Source organism: Kitasatospora sp. NPDC054768, assembly GCF_053612025.1.
Map to the genome: position 1 here is coordinate 1 of NZ_JBSHBN010000035.1, position 18,904 is coordinate 18,904.

The following is an 18,904-nucleotide window of genomic DNA, read 5'->3' on the forward strand; positions in this document are numbered from 1 at the left end:
TAAGAGGGCTTACGAGTTGCTCTGGGGTATCGTGGGCTGTGAGTTGTGTATAAGAGACAGCCCCCGTGACCGCCCCCGTGACCGCCCCCACAAGCGCCCCTCTCAACAGGCCTCCGCCGCCCCCGAGTTCCACGGATCGCCGCCCGGGCCCGGGCGAATTCACCGCAATAGCACCAAGGCCCGCCGGACCGGCCGGGAACCGTGGCATCTTCATGCTTGGGCGGCGGCGATCTCCCGGATTGGTTGCGATCACCGGTGCACTCGGGGAGAGTTGATGAGGCCAAGGATCCCGGAGCGCCCGGAGGGGAAGCTGGAAAGTGCATCGGGATCCCGGATTCGAAGCCCCCGTACCGACGCGCGACAGAACCGGCAGAACCCGGCGAATGTCCTGGACGGCCCGGGAACTGCCTGAGAAGCGCAGTTCACCCGGTCCCGTTCCAGCCGATTCCGGCCGGTTCCACCGAGTTCCACCCGGACGGCTCCGAGTCGAGGCAGGCCCACGCGAAGGCCGAGCGAGCCGAGCACGGAGCGAACTCCGGGGGGAGCAGCCATGACCACGCCGTTCTCGCGGCGAAAGGGCGCCGGAACGGCCGGCGGGCGAGGTGCCGGGCAGCTGGACGAGGCCGCCCTCAGCGCCGTTCCCGCACCCGAAGCCCCGTACGACTACGGCCACTTCAGTCGTCTCGCGGGCCCGGCGTACGACCCGGACGAGGACGACGAACTCGGTGGCGGCGTCTACTGGCCCGAACCGGCCGCACCGTACGGCCCCGCGTCGGCGAGCGCCCCGCACGACCCCGCTTCGGAGACCACCCCGTACGCCTCTCCCCCGTACGAGCCACCGCCCGCGGCCCCCTACCGCGTCCGGTACCGCAGCCTGCTGCGCCGCGAGCCGCACCGGATCCGCGCTGCGCTGCTGATGGTCGCCGCCCCGGTGGTGGAGGCGGTGCTGCTGGTCTGGCTGCTGCTGCCGGAGCACTGGCCCGAACGGCTGGACGAGACGAACGCCCTGGTGCTGCTCGGCGACAAGGTGATGATCGGCATCATCGCCGTCGTCGAGGTGTTCCGGCTGGTCAACGTCGTCTCCAACACCCATGCCACGCTGGTCGCCCGTGACCCGGTCCCGGTGACGCCGGTGCCCGGCACCCGGGTCGCCTTCCTCACCACCTGCGTGCCGGACAAGGAGCCGCCGGAGATGGTCCGGGCCACGCTGACCGCGGCCCGCGCCGTACGGCACAACGGACCCTACGACGTCTGGTTGTTGGACGAGGGAAACGATCCTGCAATGCGGGAGCTCTGCGCCGAGCTGGGCGTGCGGCACTTCAGCCGCGCCGGCCGGCCGCAGTGGAACCGGCCGAAGGGCAGGTTCCGCGTCGGCACCAAGCACGGCAACTACAACGCCTGGCTCCAGGCCCACGGCGACGACTACGAGTTCTGGGTGTCCGTGGACACCGACCACGTTCCGCTGCCGGACTTCTGCGAGCGGATGCTCGGCTACTTCCGCGACCCCGACGTGGCATTCGTGGTCGGCCCCCAGGTGTACGGGAACTACCGCAGTTCGGGCTCGGCCGTCACCAGATTCTCCGAGAGCCAGCAGTACCTCTTCCACGCCCTCGTCCAACGCGCCGGAAACCGTTACGGCGCGCCCATGTTCGTGGGCACCAACAACGCCGTCAGAATCAGCGCGCTCCAGTCGATCGGCGGGTTGTACGACTCCATCACCGAGGACATGGCGACCGGTCTGGAGTTCCACCGCAGCCGAAACCCGGAGACCGGGGAACGCTGGAAGTCCGTGTACACCCCGGACGTGCTCGCGGTCGGCGAAGGACCGTCCTCCTGGACCGACTTCTTCTCCCAGCAACTGCGCTGGAGCCGCGGCACCTACGAGACCCTCTTCACCCAGTACTGGCGGGTGCTGTGGCAGCTGTCCCCCGGGCGGCTGCTCAACTACACGCTGATGGTGGGCTTCTACCCGATGGCGGCGCTCACCTGGCTGCTCGGCGGCCTGTCCAGCGTCCTCTACCTGGGCTTCGGCGCATCGGGCGTGCACGTCTCCTCGGAGATCTGGATGATGCTCTACAGCGACGCCGCCGCGCTCCAGCTCCTGCTCTACACCTGGAACCGCAAGCACAACGTGAGCCCGCACGAGCCGGCCGGCTCCTCCGGGGTCGCCGGGATGGTGATGTCGGCGCTCTGCGGCCCGGTCTACGCGGCCTCGCTGCTCCAGTCGCTGCTGCGAGTGCGCAGCCGCTTCGTGGTGACGCCCAAGGGCCGCTCGGCCAGCGCCGACCGGCTCGGCACCTTCCGCTTCCACCTGTTCTGGACGCTGGTGTTCGGCGGCGCGATCATCGCCTCCTACGTCACCGGCTACGACCACGCCGCGATGCGCGCCTGGGCCTGGATCGCCCTGGTGCTCACCCTCCTGCCGGTCCTGATCACCGCCGGCGACGCCGTCCGCCGCCGCCGGACCCGCCCCACCGCCAACCTCACCGTCACCGGCGGCCCGACGGCCACCCCGACGGTCCTCCTGGAGAAGCGCCGCCCGCGCCACGCCCGCGACCCCCGGACCTCGCCGCCCGCACGCACGGCACCGGACTCGTCGCCCACCCGGCCCGCACCCGACCGCCCCGCACCCGACCACGCCGGCAGCGGCACGTCCCCCCACTGACAGCACCCACGGACGCCCGCCCACCGAACAGAGCCCACCCCGAGCAGCCCCGGCCCCCAGCCCAGCCCAGCCCAGCCCCAGCCCGGCCCCGGCCCGGCACCCGACCGCCTCCCGAGGGGAGCACCCACCGTGAAGATCCACAAGGCCGGCCGCACCAAGCGCCTCGCCCTCGGCAGCACCGTCGCGCTGACCGTGGCCGGGATGAACGCGCCGGCCGTCCTCGGCTTCGCCTCCGAGCAGTACCACCACTACGTGATCAACCGCCCCGAGTACAAGGCGCAGTACGGCCACTGGCAGACCCTGTCGCTGCCCGCCGAGTTCCGGGTCAACGCCGTGCACGCGACCCTGCTGCGCACCGGCAAGGTCCTGATCGTGGCCGGCTCCGGCAACGACGAGAAGCAGTTCAACGCGGGCACCTTCAAGAGCCTGCTCTGGGACCCGGCCGCGAACACCTACAAGCTGGTCCCCACCCCGGCCGACATGTTCTGCGGCGGCCACACCTCGCTGCCGGACGGCCGCGTCCTGGTGGCCGGCGGCACCCAGCGCTACGAGAAACTGGCCGCCGCCGTGAAGAAGGCGGCCGGCATCATGCGGGTGCGCAACGAGAGCCCGGAGCGCGACCGGACCTTCCCCAAGGGCACCGTCTTCGTCGCCCCGAACGGCCACGAGTACGCCAGCACCGCCCCGGTGACCGTCCCGGCCGCGACCAAGACCGGCTCCGGCCGCGAGACCGTGGTCACCGCCGGCGAGCAGCGGGTGTACGTGGAGGCGGTCGGCCCGGGCCCGGACTACGTCTCCGACTCCCCCGCCCAGTATCGGATCAAGGGCCTGAGCGGCACCGACGCCCACAACCTGTACGGGCAGAACGAGAAGCTCACCCTGGACAAGCAGGAGTACCAGGGCATCCGCTCCGCCTTCGAGTTCAACCCGGACACCGAGCTCTACGAGCCGGTCACCGACATGGCCCACGCCCGCTGGTACCCGACGCTGACCGGGCTGGGCGACGGCCGGGTGGTCACCGTCTCCGGCCTGGACGACACCGGGGAGATCCTCGACGGCAACGACAACGAGGTCTACGACCCGAGGACCAAGTCCTGGTCCAAGGGCCCCGACCACTACTTCCCGACCTACCCGGCGATCTTCCTGACCGTCTCCGGCAAGCTCTTCTACTCCGGCTCCAACGGCGGCTACGGCCCCGGCGACAAGGGCCGCGAGCCCGGCTTGTGGGACGTGTCGACCGGGGCCTTCCAACCCGTCCCCGGCCTGCGCGACCCCGACCTCACCGAGACCTCCTCATCGGTGCTGCTGCCGCCCGCGCAGGCGCAGAAGGTGATGGTGCTCGGCGGCGGTGGCGTCGGCGAGTCCCCGCTGTCCACGGCCCGCACCGACATCGCGGACCTGTCCTCCGCCGCGCCCGCCTTCACCCCGGGCCCGGACCTGCCGGCCGGCGGCACCCGCTACCTCAACAGCGTGATCCTCCCGGACGACACCGTCTTCACCACCGGCGGCTCCAGCGGCTACCGCGGCCGGGGCGACAGCGACCTGCTGAAGGCGCAGGTGTACCACCCGGACACCAACAGCTTCAGCACCGCCGCCGAGCCGGCCGTCGGCCGCGACTACCACTCCGAGGCGCTCCTGCTGCCGGACGGCCGGGTCGCCGTGCTGGGCTCCAACCCGCTCTTCGCCGACAAGGCCGAGACCCGGCCCGGCGGCTTCGAGCAGCGCATCGAGATCTACACCCCGCCGTACCTGTACCACGGCGAACGCCCGCAGGTCGGTGCCGTTCCGCAGGCGGCCGGGCTCGGCGGCACGCTGGCCGTCGGCACCGCACGGCCGGAGGCGGTCGCCGGCGCCAAGCTGATCCGGCCGAGTTCGGTCACCCACGTGACGGACGTCGAACAGCGCTCGGTGGCCCTGGACATCGCCGGACGGACGGCGGACGGCATCTCGCTGACCCTGCCCCGCAACCCCGACCTGCTGCCGCCGGGCTGGTACATGCTGTTCCTGACGGACGCCGCCGGCACCCCGTCGGTCGCCCGCTGGATCCAGGTCACCGCGTAGCCGCAACGGCCCGCGCCGTGCGGGCCCGGGCCGGCGCGGGCGGCCGGGACAGGCACACACGCGGGCCCGTGCCGCCGCTCCGTCACGCCCGGGCCGGCACGGGCGGCCTCAGCGCGCCGCCTGCGCCAGCCCGAGCGCGTACGGCAACCAGAACTCGCCCGCCCGGGGCTCGCCCCGGCCGCAGTCGCCGTCCGACTCCCCCGGGTTCTTGATCCACAGGTAGGCGTCCACCCCGGGCCGGCCGGTCTCGGTGGTCGGCCGCTCGCCGAGCGCCCGCCCGGGCGGGTTGCACCAGGAGTCGCCGCCCAGGGCCCCGTTGCCGCTGCGGCTGGTGTCGATGACGAAGTTCTTCCCGCCCAGGGCCGCGGAGAGCCTGGCGCCGTACGCCGCGTTCCGCGCGGTGTCGTAGAAGTTGGCGACGTTCACGGCGAAGCCGTCCGCCGCCGCGATGCCCGACTTGCGCAGGGCGGTGGCCAGTTCCTCCGGGTCCTGCGCCCAGCCGGGGTTGCCCGCGTCCAGGTAGACCCGCGCGTTCGGGTTCTTCTTCAGCTCCTGGACGGCGAAGGCCAGCAGGCCGTACCGCTCGGCGGCCAGGTCGCCCTTGATCCCGCAGGTGTCCAGGGTGTGCGCGACGGCGTCCGGCTCCAGCACCACCCAGGCCTTGCGGTCGCCGAGGGCCTGGGCGACGCCGGTGATCCAGGCCCGGTAGGCGGCCGCGTCGGGGGCGCCGCCGGCCGAGTACTGGCCGCAGTCGCGGTGCGGGATGTCGTAGGCGACGAAGACCGCCGTCCGGCCCGCCTCGGCGGCCCGTCGGCTCACCTGCTCGGCGATCTCCCCGGCGCCCTGCTCGCCGAGCCACTGCGAGGAGGGCTGGGCGGCGATCCGCAGCAGTTCGTCGGCCTCCGCCGTCCGGCCCTGCCCGCGCAGCGCGGACACCTGGTGGGCGGCGTTGGTCCGATCGGAGACGTAGAAGGCCTGGCCGGGAAGCTGGGCGAAGCCCGCGCCCGCCGCCGCGCCATCGGCCGCACCCGCGGCGGACGGAGCGGACCCGGTTCGCCGCTCGCCGCCGTCCGACCCGCTGCAGCCGGACACGGCCGCCAGTACCACCCCGGCCAGCAGCGCCCCCACGGCCCCGCGCAACGCCCCTGCCCGCCCCAGCCCGTGCACGTACCGCTCCTCCCCGGGACCGGTCCGGCGACCGGTCGGCACCAGCTAAGCACACCCGGCACCGGTCGACGCCCACCGTCGGTGAACGCCAAGTGGCCGTGGGCGGACGGGACATCGAACCCGTCCGGTCCCCGGCCACCGGCGCCCGGAAGTGCTCAGGAACGCGCGGCGGCGCTCCGGCGGGGGCTCACGCCTCCTTCAGGTTCGGCACCTGCCAGTCGATGGCCTCGCCGCCGAAGGAGTCCAGCGCCGCGTTGATCTGCGAGAACGGACGGCTGCCGAAGAACAGCTTCGCCGACAGCGGCGACGGGTGCGCCCCCTGCACCACCACGTGCTTGGCGGTGTCGATCAGCGGCAGCTTCTTCTTCGCGTAGTTGCCCCACAGCACGAAGACCACGGGCTCCTCGCGGTCGCTCACCGCCTTGATCACCGCGTCGGTGAACTTCTCCCAGCCCTTCGCCTTGTGCGAGTTGGCCTCGTGCGCGCGGACCGTGAGCACCGCGTTGAGCAGCAGCACACCCTGCTCGGCCCAGTGCATCAGGTAGCCGTTGTCCGGGGCGGGGATGCCCAGGTCGGCGTCCAGCTCCTTGAAGATGTTGCGCAGCGACGGCGGCGTCCTGGTGCCCGGCAGCACCGAGAAGCTCATGCCGTGGGCCTGCCCGTTGTCGTGGTACGGGTCCTGGCCGAGCACGAGCACCCGGACCTTGTCGTACGCGGTGGCGTCCAGCGCGGCGAACTCCTGGCCGCTCGGCGGGAACACCTCGTGCTCCGCGCGCTGGGCCGCCACGAAGGCCGCCAGCTCCGCGAAGTACGGCTTCTCCGTCTCGGCGCCCAGCACCCCGCGCCAGGACTCGGGCAGCTCCAGCCCGCCGCCCTCGCCGGCCTCGACCACGCCCGCCTCGACCGTGTCCGTCACGACATCTACCTCCAACACCGCGGCTGCTGCGCCGCACGCCCTCTTTCACCCCGAACGCTACACAGCCCCACCGACAACTCACGCCCCCGGAGCGGGTTCCGGGCTACGGCCGGCGCCCGCCCGCCCCTCCCCGGATACGCGGCGGCCCCGCCCCGGGTACGCAGCGCCCCCGCCGCGGATACGCAGCGGCCCCGCCCCGGCGACCGGCCGGAACGGGGCCCACGACAGCACCGCGGAGGTCAGACCAGCTCGACCAGGTCCGCGATCGACTGGACCACGCGGGTCGGCCGGTACGGGAACCGCTCCACGTCGGACGCGGCGGTCAGGCCGGTGAGCACCAGGATCGTCTCCATGCCGGCCTCCATGCCCGCGACGATGTCGGTGTCCATCCGGTCGCCGATCATCACCGCCGTCTCGGAGTGGGCGCCGGCGGTGTTCAGCGCCTCGCGCATCATCAGCGGGTTGGGCTTGCCGACGAAGTACGGCTCGACGCCGGTCGCCTTGGTGATCAGCGCCGCGACCGAGCCGGTGGCCGGCAGCACGCCCTCCGGGGAGGGGCCGGTCTCGTCCGGGTTGGTGCAGATGAACCGGGCGCCCTGGTTGATCAGGCGGATCGCCTTGGTGAGCGCCTCGAAGGAGTAGGTGCGGGTCTCGCCGAGCACCACGTAGTCGGGGTTGTTGTCGGTCAGCACGTAACCGGCCTGGTACAGGGCGGTGGTGAGCCCCGCCTCGCCGATCACGTACGCCGTGCCGTTCGGCCGCTGGCTCTTGAGGAACTTGGCCGTGGCCAGGGCGGAGGTCCAGATGCACTCCTCCGGCACCTCCAGCCCCATCCCGGCCAGCCGGGCGCTGAGGTCGCGCGGAGTGTAGATGGAGTTGTTGGTGAGGACCAGGAACGGCTTGCCGGACTCCCGCAGCTTGCGCAGGAACTCCTCCGCCCCGGGAATCGGCGTGCCCTCGTGGATGAGGACCCCGTCCATGTCGGTCAGCCAGGACTCGATGGGCTTGCGGTCTGCCACGTGCGTTTCTCCCGAAGTGTTGCAGCGTCTTGCGTCGTACGAGGGCCCTGACCCGGCACAGCCTAATCCGCCCGGGTGCACGGGAACAGGACGTCCCGCCCACCGGACCGGCGCCGACCCGGCCTCCCGCACCCGCGTCACCTGCCCCTTCCACCGGCCCGACACCCACCCCGAGGACCCTCCCCGACGCCCACCCCCGAGGCCCCTCCCGCCCGGGCGCCCTCCGTACTCCCCGGTGCCGTTCACCGAACCGGGAGCAATCAGGCACCTCGTGATTGAGTAGGCGCATGAACCCGAAGACGACCCCCGGCCCGTTCCGCGTCGGCCTGATCGGCTACGGCCTGGCCGGCTCCGCGTTCCACGCGCCGCTGATCGCCACCACCCCGGGGCTGCGGCTGGACGCCGTGGTCACCGCCAACCCGGACCGGCGCGCCCAGCTCGCGCGCGAGCACCCCGGCGCCCGCGCCGTGGACACGCCCGAGCAGCTGCTCGCCGACCCGGACGCGCTCGACCTGGTCGTCATCGCCTCGCCCAACCGCACCCACGCGCCGCTCGCCCGCGCCGCGCTGCGGGCCTGCCTGGCCACCGTGGTGGACAAGCCGCTGGCCGGCACCGCCGCCGAGGCACGGGAGCTGTGCCGGCTCGCCGAGGAGCGGGGCGTCCTGCTCTCCGTCTTCCACAACCGGCGCTGGGACGGCGACTTCCTCACCGCGACCCGGCTGGTGCGCGGCGGCGCGCTCGGCCGGGTGCACCGCTTCGAGTCCCGTTTCGAGCGCTTCCGCCCCAAGCCCAAGCCGGGCTGGCGGGAGCTGGCCGACCCGGCCGAGGTCGGCGGCACGCTGTACGACCTGGGCAGCCACCTGGTCGACCAGGCGCTCACCCTGTTCGGCCCGGTCGAGACGGTGTACGCGGAGATCGACGTGCGGCGTGACGGCGCGGTGGTGGACGACGACGCCTTCCTCGCCCTCACCCACACCTGCGGCACCCGTTCGCACCTGTGGGCCAGCGCCGTCACGCCGCTGATCGGGCCCCGGCTGAGGGTCCTCGGCGACACCGCCGGCTACGTCAAGCCGGGCATGGACCCGCAGGAGGCCGACCTGCGGGCCGGCCTGCGCCCCGACGGCACCCACCCCTGGGGCGCCGACCGGCCCGCGCACTACGGCACCCTCGGCACCGACGAGTCCGCGATCTCGCTGCCCACCGACCCGGGCGACTACCCCGCCTTCTACACGGGCATCGCCGGCGCCCTGACCAACCCGGGCACCCCGCCCCCGGTCGACCCGCGCGACGCGGTGGCCGCCCTGGCCGTACTGGAGGCCGCCCGCACCTCCGCCGCGACCGGGACGGCGGTCCGCCCGGGCTGAGGAATGCCTCGCCGGAACCTGCCGCCCCCACGGACTCGCCTCCTACGATGAGCGGATGAGCAGTCAACGGGGGCGGCAGATCGGCGCCGACGAGCGTCGCGATCGCGAACGGGCGTGGTCCGCCGAACAGAAGAAGCGCGAGAGCGCGTGGACCGCGGAGTTCGAGGCGCGGCAGAAGGCGCAGCAGGCCGAGGCGTGCGAACGCGAGCTGGTCACCTCCATCGCCGCGAACCGGGCGGCCTGGGCGGAGGGCCGCCGGACCGGAGCCGACGCCCTCGGCTACATCGACGTCACCGGGCCCGACGCCGTGACCGTACGGATCGCGGTGGTGTGGCTCGGGCGGTTCAGGGCGACCCGGAAGCGGCTGAACGACTACAACCCGTTCCGGAACGTCGATCCGGGCAGCGGCGAAGGACTGATCGTCCTCGTTCCGTACGCCGTGCTCGTGGGCCTGGACTCCGGGCTCCGCTGGCTCGTCCTGCAGCTGCTCGGCCGCCCGCTCTGGGCCGTCGCCGCCAAGGCGGGGAGCGACCGGGACAAGCGCGGGGGCAACACCGTCCTGCTGCGCACCCGGGACCGGGCGGTGGCACTGCGGCAGGCGGCCGCCCTGGCCGACCGGGTCGAGCAGGAGGGGGCCGCCGCCCTCACACCCCGATGACCTCCACCGCCGAGCCCAGCCCCCGGAAGTCCGCGACGTTGCGGGTGTACAGCGGCAGCCCGTGGGCCGAGGCGACCGCGGCGATCATCAGGTCTATCCGGCGCGGGCGCGGCTGCCGCCCGGCGGCGATGGTGAGCGTGACCAGCGTCCCGTAGCGGGCGGCGGCCGCCGCGTCGAAGGGCAGCGGGTCGAAATCCGCCATCGCCGCGCCCAGCACTTCCAGCCGGGCCGCCCGGCTGGCCGGGTCCCGGGCCATCGACACGCCCTGCTGCAGCTCGGCGAAGGTGATCGCGGTCAGCTCCGGCACCGCCGGCAGGTCGGACGCGTTGAGCAGCGCCAGGTCGATGTAGACGCAGGTGTCCAGCACCCCGGCCGGCCGCCTCCGGGACGCCCTGCGGCGCTCAGCCACGCCGCCGCTCGAACGGGTCGTCTCCCTCGTCCCCGACCAGTTCCTCGGGCCCGAAGTACTCCTCGGCCTCCTTGCGCATCTGCTGGTAGTCCACCCGCGGCAGCTTCACGTGCCGCGCCACCAGCTCCTCCGCCGTGAGCCGCCGACGCCCGGACACCGGCCGCAGCTCGGCGACCTCGACCCCGTTCCTGGTGATGTGGAAGGTCTCGCCCGCCTCCACCGCGTCCATCACCGCGGCGGAGTTGTTCCGGAACTCCCGCTGGGTAATCGTCTTCACCCTTCCAAAGTAGCCCCGCGTAGCCCCGCCGGCTACACCCCGAACGGCCCCCGCCCGTTCCCCCGAAACCCGCCCCCGCCCGCGCCCGATCGGCTAGGTTCGACCACCGATCATTCGAACAGAGGGGGGCTTCTGTCCGGTCGGGCACGGCACGTTCACGGACAGCGACCGGTACTGCGCGATCGGGCGCCCCCGTACCGGACGGGACTGGCCAGGAGGCCGACGCAGTGACGCGGAAGCAACGGTGGGTACTGCTGCTGGCGCTGGCGGGAACCGAGCCGCTGCCGGGGCACAACAAGCGGCTCGCGGCGAAGCTGTGGCTGGCGACGGAGGCGGACGGGGGCACGCGGGTGTGGGCGGAGGCGGCGGACGCGCCGTAGGGGATTTCCCCGATGGAGCGGGAACCCGGTGCGCCGTAGGATCGTCCTGCTGGTACGTCAGGAAGCCGATGGAGCACCGGGAGGGGGAGCGCGCCGTGGCCGTCGTCGCGATGCTGCTGGGCCTGCTCCGGGTGCTGACCGGGGAGTTGGTGGCCGACAGCGGGACGCTGGCGTCGGTGGCCGCCGTCGCGGCCGTGGCGCTGGTGGCCGGGGCGGTCGCCGGGGCGCTGGCCGGGGCGCGGATGCTGGGGGCGCGGGCGCCGGCGGCGGTGCGCAGCGGGGTGCTGCGGCGTCGGGCGTTCGGTACGGCGTTCCTTCCGCAGCGTGATCCGGACGCCCGGGGCAGGCGACGCCCGAGGGCGCCGGGGGCGGCCCTGGCGGCCGCGTGAACCCCCTTCTTCCGTAGGCAGTTCTTCGCAGCCGTCCTCCGCCGTTCACTCATTCCTGAGACCCCGGAGGGCTCGCTCCACCATGTCCGTACTCGCCGTTCTCGACCCGGCCGTCGCCCTGGCGCACGCCGTCGTCGCCGCTGTCGCCCATCTGGTGCCGACCGCACTCGCCATCGTCCTGTTCACCGTCGCCGTCCGGCTGGCGCTGCACCCGCTGGCGCGGGCGGCGGCGCGCGGGGAGAAGGCCCGGGCGCGGCTGGCGCCGAAGGTCGCCGCGCTGCAGAGGAAGCACAAGGACCGGCCGGAGCGGCTGCGGGAGGCGCTGGCCGAGATGTATCGCAAGGAGCAGGTGTCGCCGTTCGCGGGGTGTCTGCCGCTGCTGGTGCAGGTGCCGTTCTTCTCGGTGATGTACCGCCTGTTCACCACGCCGAACGATCTGCTGGACCACACCCTGTTCGGTGTGCCGCTGGGCCTGCACGTCACGGGTGCGCACGGCGCCGGGCAGTGGGCGGTGTTCGGGGTGCTGTTCGCCGGGCTGGCGGCGGTCGGGTTCGTCAACTTCCGCCGGGCCCGACGCACGGCCGCGACCGCAGCCGCGACGGTGACGGCGCAGCCCGCCCCGCAGCCGGGGGCGGGACTGCTGCCGTACCTGTCGTTCGGGTCGGTGCTGTTCGCGGCGCTGGTGCCGGTGGCCGCCGTGCTGTACCTGCTGACGGCCGGTGTCTGGTCGGCCGCCGAGCGGGCCTGGCTGTACCGGGACGGCACGCCGGTGCCGTCGGCCGCGCTGCTGGCCTGACGGGTGATGACCCGACGGGCGACGACCTGACGGGCGATGACCCGACGGCCCGGCCGTCAGAAGTGGCGCAGCAGCTCGGGGAAGGTCCCGAGCTGCAGCGTCGCCTCGTCCGGGCCGAGTTCCGCGTGCTCCAGCACCCAGGTGTGCTCGTGCGGGATGAAGACGGTGCGCAGGCCGGCCCGGCGGGCGGGGGCGATGTCGGACTTGGGCGAGTTGCCGATCATCCAGGTCCGGCCGGGGTCGAGGCCGAGGTCGGCGGTGAGCTGCCGGTAGGTGTCGACCGACTTCTCGGCGACGATGTGGATGCCGCGGAAGTGGTGGTCGATGGTCGACTCGGTCACCTTGCGCCGCTGTTCGCCCTGGTCGCCCTTGGTGAGCAGCAGCAGGTGGTGGCGGTCGGCGAGGGCGGCCAGGGTGTCGGCGACGCCGGGGATCAGTTCGACGTCGCGGCTGGTCAGCGGGGTGAGCAGGTCGTCGATCCGGGCCTGCTCGGCGGCCGTGGGGGTGCGGCTGTTGAGCTGCTCCAGGCAGTCGGCGAGGCTCTGCCGGAAGACGGTGGCGCCGTAGCCGAGGGTGGCGGAGTTGGCGGCCTCGATCCGGTTCAGCAGGGCCCTGGTGCGCTCCTGCTCGGCCGGGGTGGTGGTGACCCAGTCAAGGAAGCCGTCGATGACCCGCTCGAAGAGGACGTTGTTCTCCCAGAGCGTGTCGTCGGCGTCGAAGATCAGGGTCTGGTCGGTGTGCATCATCCGGTGGTCTCCAGGGGAAGTCGGTCGGGCGGCAGGGAAGGGCGGCACGGAACGGCGGCGGTGGAGGCCGGTCAGGCGGGCGGCAGCAGCCGGGCGGCGCGGTGGAGGGTCTCGCGGAGGTTCTCCTCGGTGGTCCGCCGCCCGGCCTCCTCGACGGTGAGCCACTCCAGCGGGGACGCCGGGTTCTCCGGCCGGGCCTGCTCCGGGGTTTCGGTGGCCAGCAGGAAGCGCAGGTCGGCGTGCTCGTGGGCGGGTTCGGCGGGCGAGGCGGGGACGGGCACCACGGCGAGGTGGACGAGGGCGGGGCCGGGCCAGGGGGTGAGGTCGGTCAGGCCGGTCTCCTCCAGGCCTTCGCGCAGGGCGATGTCCAGCGGCCGGGTCTCCCCCGGGTCGCCGTGGCCGCCGACGTGCAGCCAGGCCTGCTGGCGGACGTGCCAGCGCAGCAGGACGCGGCGGGTCGGCGGGTGGACGATCAGGGCGGAGGCGGTGAAGTGCAGCGGGAAGGTGCTTCTGTTCCAGGCGTCGGCGACGCCGAGGAGGCGGCGGGCCCGCTCGTGGTCGGCGGTCTCCACCGGGCCCTGCGGGCGGTGGTCGTCCAGCAGTCGGGCCAGGTCGGGGCTCTGTGACGGGCTGCCCGTGGTCACCATGGGTCTGCGCTCCTCGTTCCGTTCCGGGAGACCGTGCGGGCCGCGCGGACCGCGTCAACCGGCGTGCGGGAGCGGGAGGTCGGGGCGGGCGTTCGGCCCCGGGGCTTCGGGTTCCGGCGAACCCGCGCAGCCTAGCCCGGGGGCGCTCGGGCGGCCCACCGGTTTTCCCCGCCGCCCGCGCGGGGCCACCGCTGCCCGCACGGGCCGCACGCACGCGCCCACCGCCGCCCGCGCGGGCCCGTACCCGGCCGGGCCGCACCCGGCCCGCGGACGTCCGCGGCAGACGTTCCCCCGGAGGACACCTCCCGTACCGCCGGCGGCATACCGGCTGGTCCGGGCGTTTCCCCGGAGGCCGTAGCCTGTGGTGATCGTTTCGGGACAGGTGGAGGGATGTCGTCATGGTGGCTGCTCCGGCGCTCGCCGAGCTGCGCGAGGTGTGCCAGCCGCAGGCCAAGCTTCAGAGCCGCAACGGCGAGCACTGGGCGGGCCGGCTGTACATGCGGGCCGTCTCGCTGCGGACCACCCGGCAGCTGGTGCGCACCTCGGTGTCGCCGAACACCCTCACCTGGGTGATGGTGGTGTGCGGGGTCGGTGGCGGCGCGGCCCTGCTGATCCCGGGCGTGACCGGCGCGGCGCTGGCCGTCGTGCTGTTCCAGCTGTTCCTGCTGTTCGACTGCGTGGACGGCGAAGTGGCGCGCTGGAAGCGCCAGTTCAGCATGGCCGGGGTGTACGTGGACCGGCTCGGCGCCTACCTGGCGGACGCCGCGCTGATGATCGGCGCGGGCGTACGGGCGGCGCGCGGCGGCTCGGAGCTGTGGGTGTCGGCGGGGCTGGCGGCCGCGCTGGGCGTGGTGCTGCTCAAGGCCTCGACGGACCTGGTGGACGTGGCCCGGGCCCGCAGCGGGCAGCTTCCGGCCACCGAGGAGTCGACGCAGCCGCGCTCCCAGGGCATCGCGACGGCCCGCAAGGTCGCCTCGCTGTTCAAGATCCACCGGGTGACGAACGGCATCGAGGCCTCGCTGGTGCTGCTGGCGGCGGCCGTGGTGGACGCCGGGCTCGGCAACCTGGACGCCACCCGGTGGACGCTCGCGGGCATCACGGTGATCACCTGGGGCATGGTGGTCGCGCACCTGGCGTCGATCCTGTCCTCCTCGCGGCTGCGCTGAGCGGCCGGGGCGCACCCGCGGCGGGTTGACGCGCCCCTCCCCCGCCGGGGGAGGGACCGGCGCCGAGCCCGTCGCCGGGCGGACGCGGCGGGCCGCCACCACCGCCGCCGCGACGCCGCCGCGCGAGGTCGTGCCGGACTTCTCGGCGACCGGTCGGCCCGGACGGATCCCAGGAACCACCCCCCTCTTCGGAACCAGTCGGACTACATATGCAGTCCATCGACATATACAGTCGTCCGACAGTCCGACAGAAGGGGGCACTCCCATGCCACCCCGCACGACGACCCGGCCGCACCCTCCCCGGCCCGCCCAGGACCGCCCCGCCCCGGCCCTGCTCGCCACCGCCCGCGCCGCCGCCGTCCGGACGGCCGCCACCCGGCCCGCCGCCGTGCTGCTCGCCGGCTACCTCGCCGAGCTGCTGTTCCGGCTCGTCCTCGTCCGGTCCATGAGCTTCCCGTCGGTCCACCCCGACGAGGACTCCTACCTCGCCCTGGCCCGGGTGCTGGCCGGCGGCTCGGCCACCGAGATCCCGGTCGGCGTGGTCGTCCCCGGCGGCTACCCCCTGCTGATATCCCCCGCCCTGCGCCTGGCCGACGACCCGGCGACCGCCTACCACCTGGTCATGGGCGTCAACGCCGCCGTCAACGCGCTGGTCTTCCCGCTCGCCTACGTCGCACTGCGCCGCCTCGGCCTGAACCGCCGCCGCTCGTACGCCTTCGGCGCCGCGACCGCACTGCTGCCGCCGGTGGTCTTCTACTCGCAGTTCGTGATGACCGACGCCGTGCTGCCCGTCCTGGTGCTCGCCTGGCTGCTCTGCCTGCACGGCTGGCTGGCCGACGGCCCGCTGCGGCGCCGCACCTGGCACGCCGTCGGGGCGGGGGCGTCGGCCGGTTGCGCGATGGCGGTGCACGACCGCGGCGGCGTGGTGGTCGCACTGACCGCCGCCGTCCTCCTCGGCGTCCTGCTGCTGCGCCGGGCGCCGTGGCGCGCCACGGCGCCCGGGCTCGCGGCGCTCGGCCTCGGCGTGCTCGGCGCCGAGCTGCTGTCGGCCTGGCTGCACGCGCAGTTCACCGTCCCGGACAGCGATGTCGGCGGCTCCCTCTGGAAGGGCCTGACCGATCCGGCGATCACCCTGCAGACCCTCGCCCGGGCCGCCGGTCAGGTCTGGTACTTCATCGCCTCCACCTGGGGCATCGGCGGACTCGCCGTCGTCGCCTGCCTGGGCGCGGTGTTCGACCGCCGCCCGCCGCGGGCGCTGCGGATCACCGGCGGCGTGCTGGTGGCGCTGCTGTTCGGCACGGCCCTGGCCGCCTCCGCCGCGCTGCCGCTGGACGGCCGGGTCGACGACTGGGTGTACGCCCGCTACACCTCCTACCTCGTCCCGGCGGCCTTCGTGGCGGGCGTCGCGGTGCTCGCCGGGTACGGGCGCCGGGCACTGGTCCGGACGGCGGCGGTGGCGGCCGGGCTCGTCCTGCTGCTCGCCGGGGTCGTGGCGCTGGAGGCCGGCGAGCGGCTGCACACGTCGATGTTCATCCCCTGGACCCTGCCCGACGTCTCGTTCCTGGCCGCGGACTGGGGCCGGATCGACCTGCCCCGCACCTGCGCCGCCGTGGTGTTCGCGCTCGGCACGGCGGTGCTGGTCCGCAACAGCGGGGGGCGCCGGGTGCTCGGGGCGCTCGGCGTATCGCTGGCGCTGTTCGCCGCCTTCGCGACCTCGACGATCACCGCGCAGGTCGCCCGGCCGCACGCGGTGGGGCGCGAGGGCCTGGCGACCGGCTTCACCCGCGCCTCCGGGATCACCGCGGACGACAACGTGGTGTTCGCCTGGGATGTCGACTGGTCGCTGCGCGCCGCCCAGACCTTCGAGGTCTACCGCGGTCGGGTCTGGTTCCGTGACCCCCGCTGGCAGCCCGTCCCGGCGGAGGCGAACGTCATGGTCCTCCCGCTGCCCGGGGCGGGGAGGCCGCCGGAGGCCTACTGGCCCGGGCACCCCGCCGACTGGTACGTCGAGCGGTTCGACGCCGGGCAGAACTGGGCCGTCTGGCACCGGCGTTGAGCGGGCGCCGGACGCCCGGGAGCGGGCAGGCACCGATGACCCGACGCCGGACAGGCGTCGAGCGCACCCCGGCCGCTAGCCCGCCGTACGGGCGTGCGCGGCGAGCACGGTGTCGAGCAGGCCGGGGAAGCGCCGCTCCAGGTCGACGGTGCGCAGGGCGGAGAAGCGCCGGTTGGCCTCCTCGCGCTGGGCGATCAGGCCGGACTCGCGCAGCACCTTGAAGTGGTGGCTCAGGGTGGAGGGCGCGACGTCCACCGGGAAGGTGCCGCAGGCCCGCTCGGACTCGGTGCGCAGGATGCGGACGATGGTCATCCGGGTGGGGTCGGAGAGCGCGTGCAGGACGTCGAAGAGGTCGATCTCCTCGGTCGCGGGGTGCGCGAGCGCCGGTCGGCGGCGGGTGCTGCGGGGCATGGGTCGACCTCTCCGATCTGCGATGTTCGACATCCATGGAAACGGCGTGGTACCACTGACCCGCACCAACTTCGTCGTTCGTCGAACATCGTAGTCGAGGGGGACCGACATGCGCGCACTGGTGATGACCGCACCCGGTGGAGCCGAGAACTCGCAGATCCAGGAGATCGCGGCGCCGCACCCCGGACCGGGGCGGGTGGCGATCGACGTCGCCTACGCCGGACTGAACTTCGTGGACGTGATGACCCGCCGCGGGGACGCCGCGTACGCCGCCGACTGGCCGTACCTGCCCGGCAAGGAGGTCTCCGGCACGGTCCGCGCGCTCGGCGCGGGCGTCACCGGACTGGCGGTGGGCGACCGCGTGGTCGCCGCGCCGGTCGGCGCCGGCCTGGCCGAGGTGGTGGTCGCGGAGGCCGCGCTCACCGTGCCGCTCCCGGACGGGGTGGCGCTGCGCGAGGCCGCCGCCGTCCCGCTGGGCCTGGCCACCTCGGTGCTGCTGCTGACCGACGCGGGCCGTTTCACCGCCGGGGACACCGTCCTCGTCCACTCGGCGGGCGGCGGGATCGGCAACGCCGTCGCCCGACTCGTCCCGCTGCTCGGCGGCGGCCGGCTGATCGGCACGGTCGGCCGGCCGGAGAAGGCCGCGGCGGCGATCGCCTCCGGCTACGACCACGCCTTCGCCCGTACCGACGAAGCGGCCGAGGCGATTCGCGCCGCCGCCGGCGGCCGGGGCGTCGACCTGGTGCTCGACCCGCTGGGCACCGCGGCGCTCGACCTCGACCTCGCCGTGGCGGCGCCCGGCGCGCGGATCGTGCTGTTCGGCAACGCGGGCGGCGGCACCGTCGCCGACCTGCCCCCGCTCGGCCGTCTGATGGCGGGCAACCTGACCGTCACCGGCTTCAGCCACCGCGGCCTGGCCGCCACCGCCCCCGAGCGGCTGGCCCGCGCCATCCGCCGGGTCCTCGACCTGCTCGCCGACGGGGGCCTCGAACTGCCGGTCACCGAACTGCCCGGTCTCGACGCCGTCCCGGCCGCCCACGACGCCATGCAGGACGGGCTGGCGACCGGCAAGTACGTGGTGCGCGTCGGCGGCTGAGTCCGGGGGCCGGAGAATCCGCATGACGCTCCGTGCCCGGTCTGTTTGACTCACCGCCATGAGTACCTCGAACGTCCTTCCGGTCCTGCGCACCACCAACCGGTGGGTCGCCTACGACGCCGCCCGGCGGCTGCTGGGCATCACCGTGCACCGGCGCTCGACGGAGGCGAACGCGTACGCGGACGAGCTCACGGCGGCGGAGGCCCGGCGGCTGTTCGAGGCCTTTCCCGACCACGTGTACCCGGGCGGCCAGGAGCGGCCCGTCGGGACCGACGAGCTCCGACGGCTGTTGGCGGCGGGCGGTCCCCGGGTGGACGCACTGGCCCCGTTCGCGTTCCATCTGGACGAGCGGCCCGTCGGGTCGATCGAGGACAGGTTCCTCGCCCTCCTCGGCTCCTCGCCCGCTTCACTGTCCTGGAAAGGCTTCGCCTGGCCGGCCGCCCCTGAACTCGGCCTCGACGTCCGCGCCAAGGACGCCGGCGTCCAGATCGCCCTCAGCAGCGACAACGTCGACTTCGACCGGCCCGCGGACGACCACACCCTGTTCATCCACTTCCGTCAGGGCGACGTCGAGCGCGCCGAGTGGCTGGCCCGGCAGGTCGGGCTGGCACCCGTCGGGCCGGTGGCGCCGGGCTGGTAGTCCCCGGGCATAGCCCCCGCCCGGTCGGCGTTGGGCCGGGC

At 73.9% G+C, this 18,904-nt stretch carries 19 protein-coding genes; 11 read left to right on the forward strand and 8 right to left on the reverse strand.

Annotation, left to right across the window (positions count from 1 at the left end; translation table 11 throughout):
- Positions 1–550 precede the first annotated feature (550 nt).
- Together ACWGKU_RS13525 and ACWGKU_RS13530 are read left to right on the forward strand one after the other, a co-directional pair.
- Positions 551–2,665 (forward strand): glycosyltransferase family 2 protein, encoded by a 2,115-nt coding sequence (locus ACWGKU_RS13525; protein WP_452178328.1) that lies wholly within the window; start codon positions 551–553, stop codon positions 2,663–2,665.
- Positions 2,666–2,794: 129 nt separating this feature from the next.
- Positions 2,795–4,726 (forward strand): galactose oxidase-like domain-containing protein, encoded by a 1,932-nt coding sequence (locus ACWGKU_RS13530; protein ID WP_452178327.1) that lies wholly within the window; start codon positions 2,795–2,797, stop codon positions 4,724–4,726.
- A 108-nt stretch (positions 4,727–4,834) separates the two neighbouring features.
- Here the strand turns inward: ACWGKU_RS13530 and ACWGKU_RS13535 are convergent, their stop codons facing one another.
- From ACWGKU_RS13535 to ACWGKU_RS13545, 3 genes are all read right to left on the reverse strand, one after another.
- Positions 4,835–5,893, reverse strand: coding sequence for a glycoside hydrolase family 6 protein (locus ACWGKU_RS13535; protein ID WP_452178326.1), 1,059 nt, complete (start codon positions 5,891–5,893; stop codon positions 4,835–4,837).
- 187 nt (positions 5,894–6,080) lie between these two features.
- On the reverse strand, positions 6,081–6,809 hold the full coding sequence (locus ACWGKU_RS13540) for a uracil-DNA glycosylase (protein WP_401055519.1): 729 nt from the start codon (positions 6,807–6,809) through the stop codon (positions 6,081–6,083).
- A gap of 239 nt (positions 6,810–7,048) precedes the next feature.
- A complete protein-coding gene (locus tag ACWGKU_RS13545) occupies positions 7,049–7,828 on the reverse strand; it encodes an HAD-IIA family hydrolase (RefSeq protein WP_387691752.1) in 780 nt (259 codons plus the stop codon).
- A gap of 287 nt (positions 7,829–8,115) precedes the next feature.
- On the opposite strand from ACWGKU_RS13545, the gene ACWGKU_RS13550 reads away from it, so the two are divergent.
- Both ACWGKU_RS13550 and ACWGKU_RS13555 read left to right on the forward strand, forming a co-directional pair.
- Positions 8,116–9,192, forward strand: a complete 1,077-nt coding sequence (locus tag ACWGKU_RS13550; RefSeq protein ID WP_452178325.1) for a Gfo/Idh/MocA family oxidoreductase — start codon at positions 8,116–8,118, stop codon at positions 9,190–9,192.
- Between the two features lie 55 nt (positions 9,193–9,247).
- Positions 9,248–9,850: a hypothetical protein gene (locus tag ACWGKU_RS13555; RefSeq protein ID WP_452178324.1), complete on the forward strand. Its 603-nt coding sequence runs from the start codon at positions 9,248–9,250 to the stop codon at positions 9,848–9,850.
- Here ACWGKU_RS13555 and ACWGKU_RS13560 read toward each other — a convergent pair.
- Both ACWGKU_RS13560 and ACWGKU_RS13565 read right to left on the reverse strand, forming a co-directional pair.
- Entirely contained in the window at positions 9,837–10,259 is a 423-nt protein-coding gene (locus ACWGKU_RS13560) for a type II toxin-antitoxin system VapC family toxin (RefSeq protein ID WP_380701554.1), read from the reverse strand. The genes ACWGKU_RS13555 and ACWGKU_RS13560 overlap by 14 nt on opposite strands.
- Positions 10,252–10,536: a type II toxin-antitoxin system Phd/YefM family antitoxin gene (locus tag ACWGKU_RS13565; protein ID WP_063349249.1), complete on the reverse strand. Its 285-nt coding sequence runs from the start codon at positions 10,534–10,536 to the stop codon at positions 10,252–10,254. The genes ACWGKU_RS13560 and ACWGKU_RS13565 overlap by 8 nt, the downstream gene beginning before the upstream one ends.
- A 227-nt stretch (positions 10,537–10,763) precedes the next feature.
- Between ACWGKU_RS13565 and ACWGKU_RS13570 the strand changes: the two genes are divergently transcribed.
- The 3 genes from ACWGKU_RS13570 to ACWGKU_RS13580 all read left to right on the forward strand — a co-directional run bounded on the left by ACWGKU_RS13570 (position 10,764) and on the right by ACWGKU_RS13580 (position 12,101).
- The gene (locus ACWGKU_RS13570) at positions 10,764–10,916 is read left to right on the forward strand and encodes a hypothetical protein (protein WP_452178323.1); all 153 of its coding nucleotides are present in this window, start codon (positions 10,764–10,766) and stop codon (positions 10,914–10,916) included.
- Between the two features lie 68 nt (positions 10,917–10,984).
- On the forward strand, positions 10,985–11,305 hold the full coding sequence (locus ACWGKU_RS13575) for a DUF6412 domain-containing protein (protein WP_401052564.1): 321 nt from the start codon (positions 10,985–10,987) through the stop codon (positions 11,303–11,305).
- 82 nt (positions 11,306–11,387) lie between these two features.
- Positions 11,388–12,101 (forward strand): YidC/Oxa1 family membrane protein insertase, encoded by a 714-nt coding sequence (locus ACWGKU_RS13580; RefSeq protein WP_452178322.1) that lies wholly within the window; start codon positions 11,388–11,390, stop codon positions 12,099–12,101.
- 56 nt (positions 12,102–12,157) lie between these two features.
- On the opposite strand, the gene ACWGKU_RS13585 is transcribed toward ACWGKU_RS13580, so the two are convergent.
- Together ACWGKU_RS13585 and ACWGKU_RS13590 are read right to left on the reverse strand one after the other, a co-directional pair.
- Complete coding sequence (locus tag ACWGKU_RS13585) at positions 12,158–12,847, reverse strand: HAD family hydrolase (protein ID WP_401052560.1); 690 nt, start codon at positions 12,845–12,847, stop codon at positions 12,158–12,160.
- Positions 12,848–12,918: 71 nt separating this feature from the next.
- Positions 12,919–13,494: an NUDIX hydrolase gene (locus ACWGKU_RS13590; RefSeq protein WP_452178321.1), complete on the reverse strand. Its 576-nt coding sequence runs from the start codon at positions 13,492–13,494 to the stop codon at positions 12,919–12,921.
- A gap of 398 nt (positions 13,495–13,892) precedes the next feature.
- Here ACWGKU_RS13590 and ACWGKU_RS13595 point away from each other — a divergent pair, with 398 nt between their 5' ends.
- Positions 13,893–14,660, forward strand: a complete 768-nt coding sequence (locus ACWGKU_RS13595; protein WP_359901911.1) for a CDP-alcohol phosphatidyltransferase family protein — start codon at positions 13,893–13,895, stop codon at positions 14,658–14,660.
- 265 nt (positions 14,661–14,925) lie between these two features.
- Positions 14,926–16,716, forward strand: a complete 1,791-nt coding sequence (locus ACWGKU_RS13600) for a hypothetical protein (RefSeq protein ID WP_452178320.1) — start codon at positions 14,926–14,928, stop codon at positions 16,714–16,716.
- Positions 16,717–16,791: 75 nt separating this feature from the next.
- On the opposite strand, the gene ACWGKU_RS13605 is transcribed toward ACWGKU_RS13600, so the two are convergent.
- Positions 16,792–17,127 carry an ArsR/SmtB family transcription factor gene (locus ACWGKU_RS13605; RefSeq protein WP_401044962.1) on the reverse strand — a complete coding sequence of 112 codons (336 nt, stop codon included), beginning with the start codon at positions 17,125–17,127 and terminating at the stop codon, positions 16,792–16,794.
- A gap of 109 nt (positions 17,128–17,236) precedes the next feature.
- On the opposite strand from ACWGKU_RS13605, the gene ACWGKU_RS13610 reads away from it, so the two are divergent.
- Positions 17,237–18,223: a quinone oxidoreductase family protein gene (locus ACWGKU_RS13610; protein WP_401044959.1), complete on the forward strand. Its 987-nt coding sequence runs from the start codon at positions 17,237–17,239 to the stop codon at positions 18,221–18,223.
- Positions 18,224–18,281: 58 nt separating this feature from the next.
- Positions 18,282–18,863 carry a hypothetical protein gene (locus ACWGKU_RS13615; protein ID WP_452178319.1) on the forward strand — a complete coding sequence of 194 codons (582 nt, stop codon included), beginning with the start codon at positions 18,282–18,284 and terminating at the stop codon, positions 18,861–18,863.
- Positions 18,864–18,904: the final 41 nt, after the last annotated feature.

Coding starts and splice junctions, on each gene's coding strand:
- ACWGKU_RS13525 (WP_452178328.1), top strand. CDS start 551: ATGACCACGCCGTTCTCGCGGCGAAAGGGCGCCGGAACGGCCGGCGGG.
- ACWGKU_RS13600 (WP_452178320.1), top strand. CDS start 14,926: ATGCCACCCCGCACGACGACCCGGCCGCACCCTCCCCGGCCCGCCCAG.
- ACWGKU_RS13575 (WP_401052564.1), top strand. CDS start 10,985: ATGGAGCACCGGGAGGGGGAGCGCGCCGTGGCCGTCGTCGCGATGCTG.
- ACWGKU_RS13555 (WP_452178324.1), top strand. CDS start 9,248: ATGAGCAGTCAACGGGGGCGGCAGATCGGCGCCGACGAGCGTCGCGAT.
- ACWGKU_RS13615 (WP_452178319.1), top strand. CDS start 18,282: ATGAGTACCTCGAACGTCCTTCCGGTCCTGCGCACCACCAACCGGTGG.
- ACWGKU_RS13550 (WP_452178325.1), top strand. CDS start 8,116: ATGAACCCGAAGACGACCCCCGGCCCGTTCCGCGTCGGCCTGATCGGC.
- ACWGKU_RS13595 (WP_359901911.1), top strand. CDS start 13,893: ATGGTGGCTGCTCCGGCGCTCGCCGAGCTGCGCGAGGTGTGCCAGCCG.
- ACWGKU_RS13610 (WP_401044959.1), top strand. CDS start 17,237: ATGCGCGCACTGGTGATGACCGCACCCGGTGGAGCCGAGAACTCGCAG.
- ACWGKU_RS13590 (WP_452178321.1), bottom strand. CDS start 13,494: ATGGTGACCACGGGCAGCCCGTCACAGAGCCCCGACCTGGCCCGACTG.
- ACWGKU_RS13580 (WP_452178322.1), top strand. CDS start 11,388: ATGTCCGTACTCGCCGTTCTCGACCCGGCCGTCGCCCTGGCGCACGCC.
- ACWGKU_RS13605 (WP_401044962.1), bottom strand. CDS start 17,127: ATGCCCCGCAGCACCCGCCGCCGACCGGCGCTCGCGCACCCCGCGACC.
- ACWGKU_RS13585 (WP_401052560.1), bottom strand. CDS start 12,847: ATGATGCACACCGACCAGACCCTGATCTTCGACGCCGACGACACGCTC.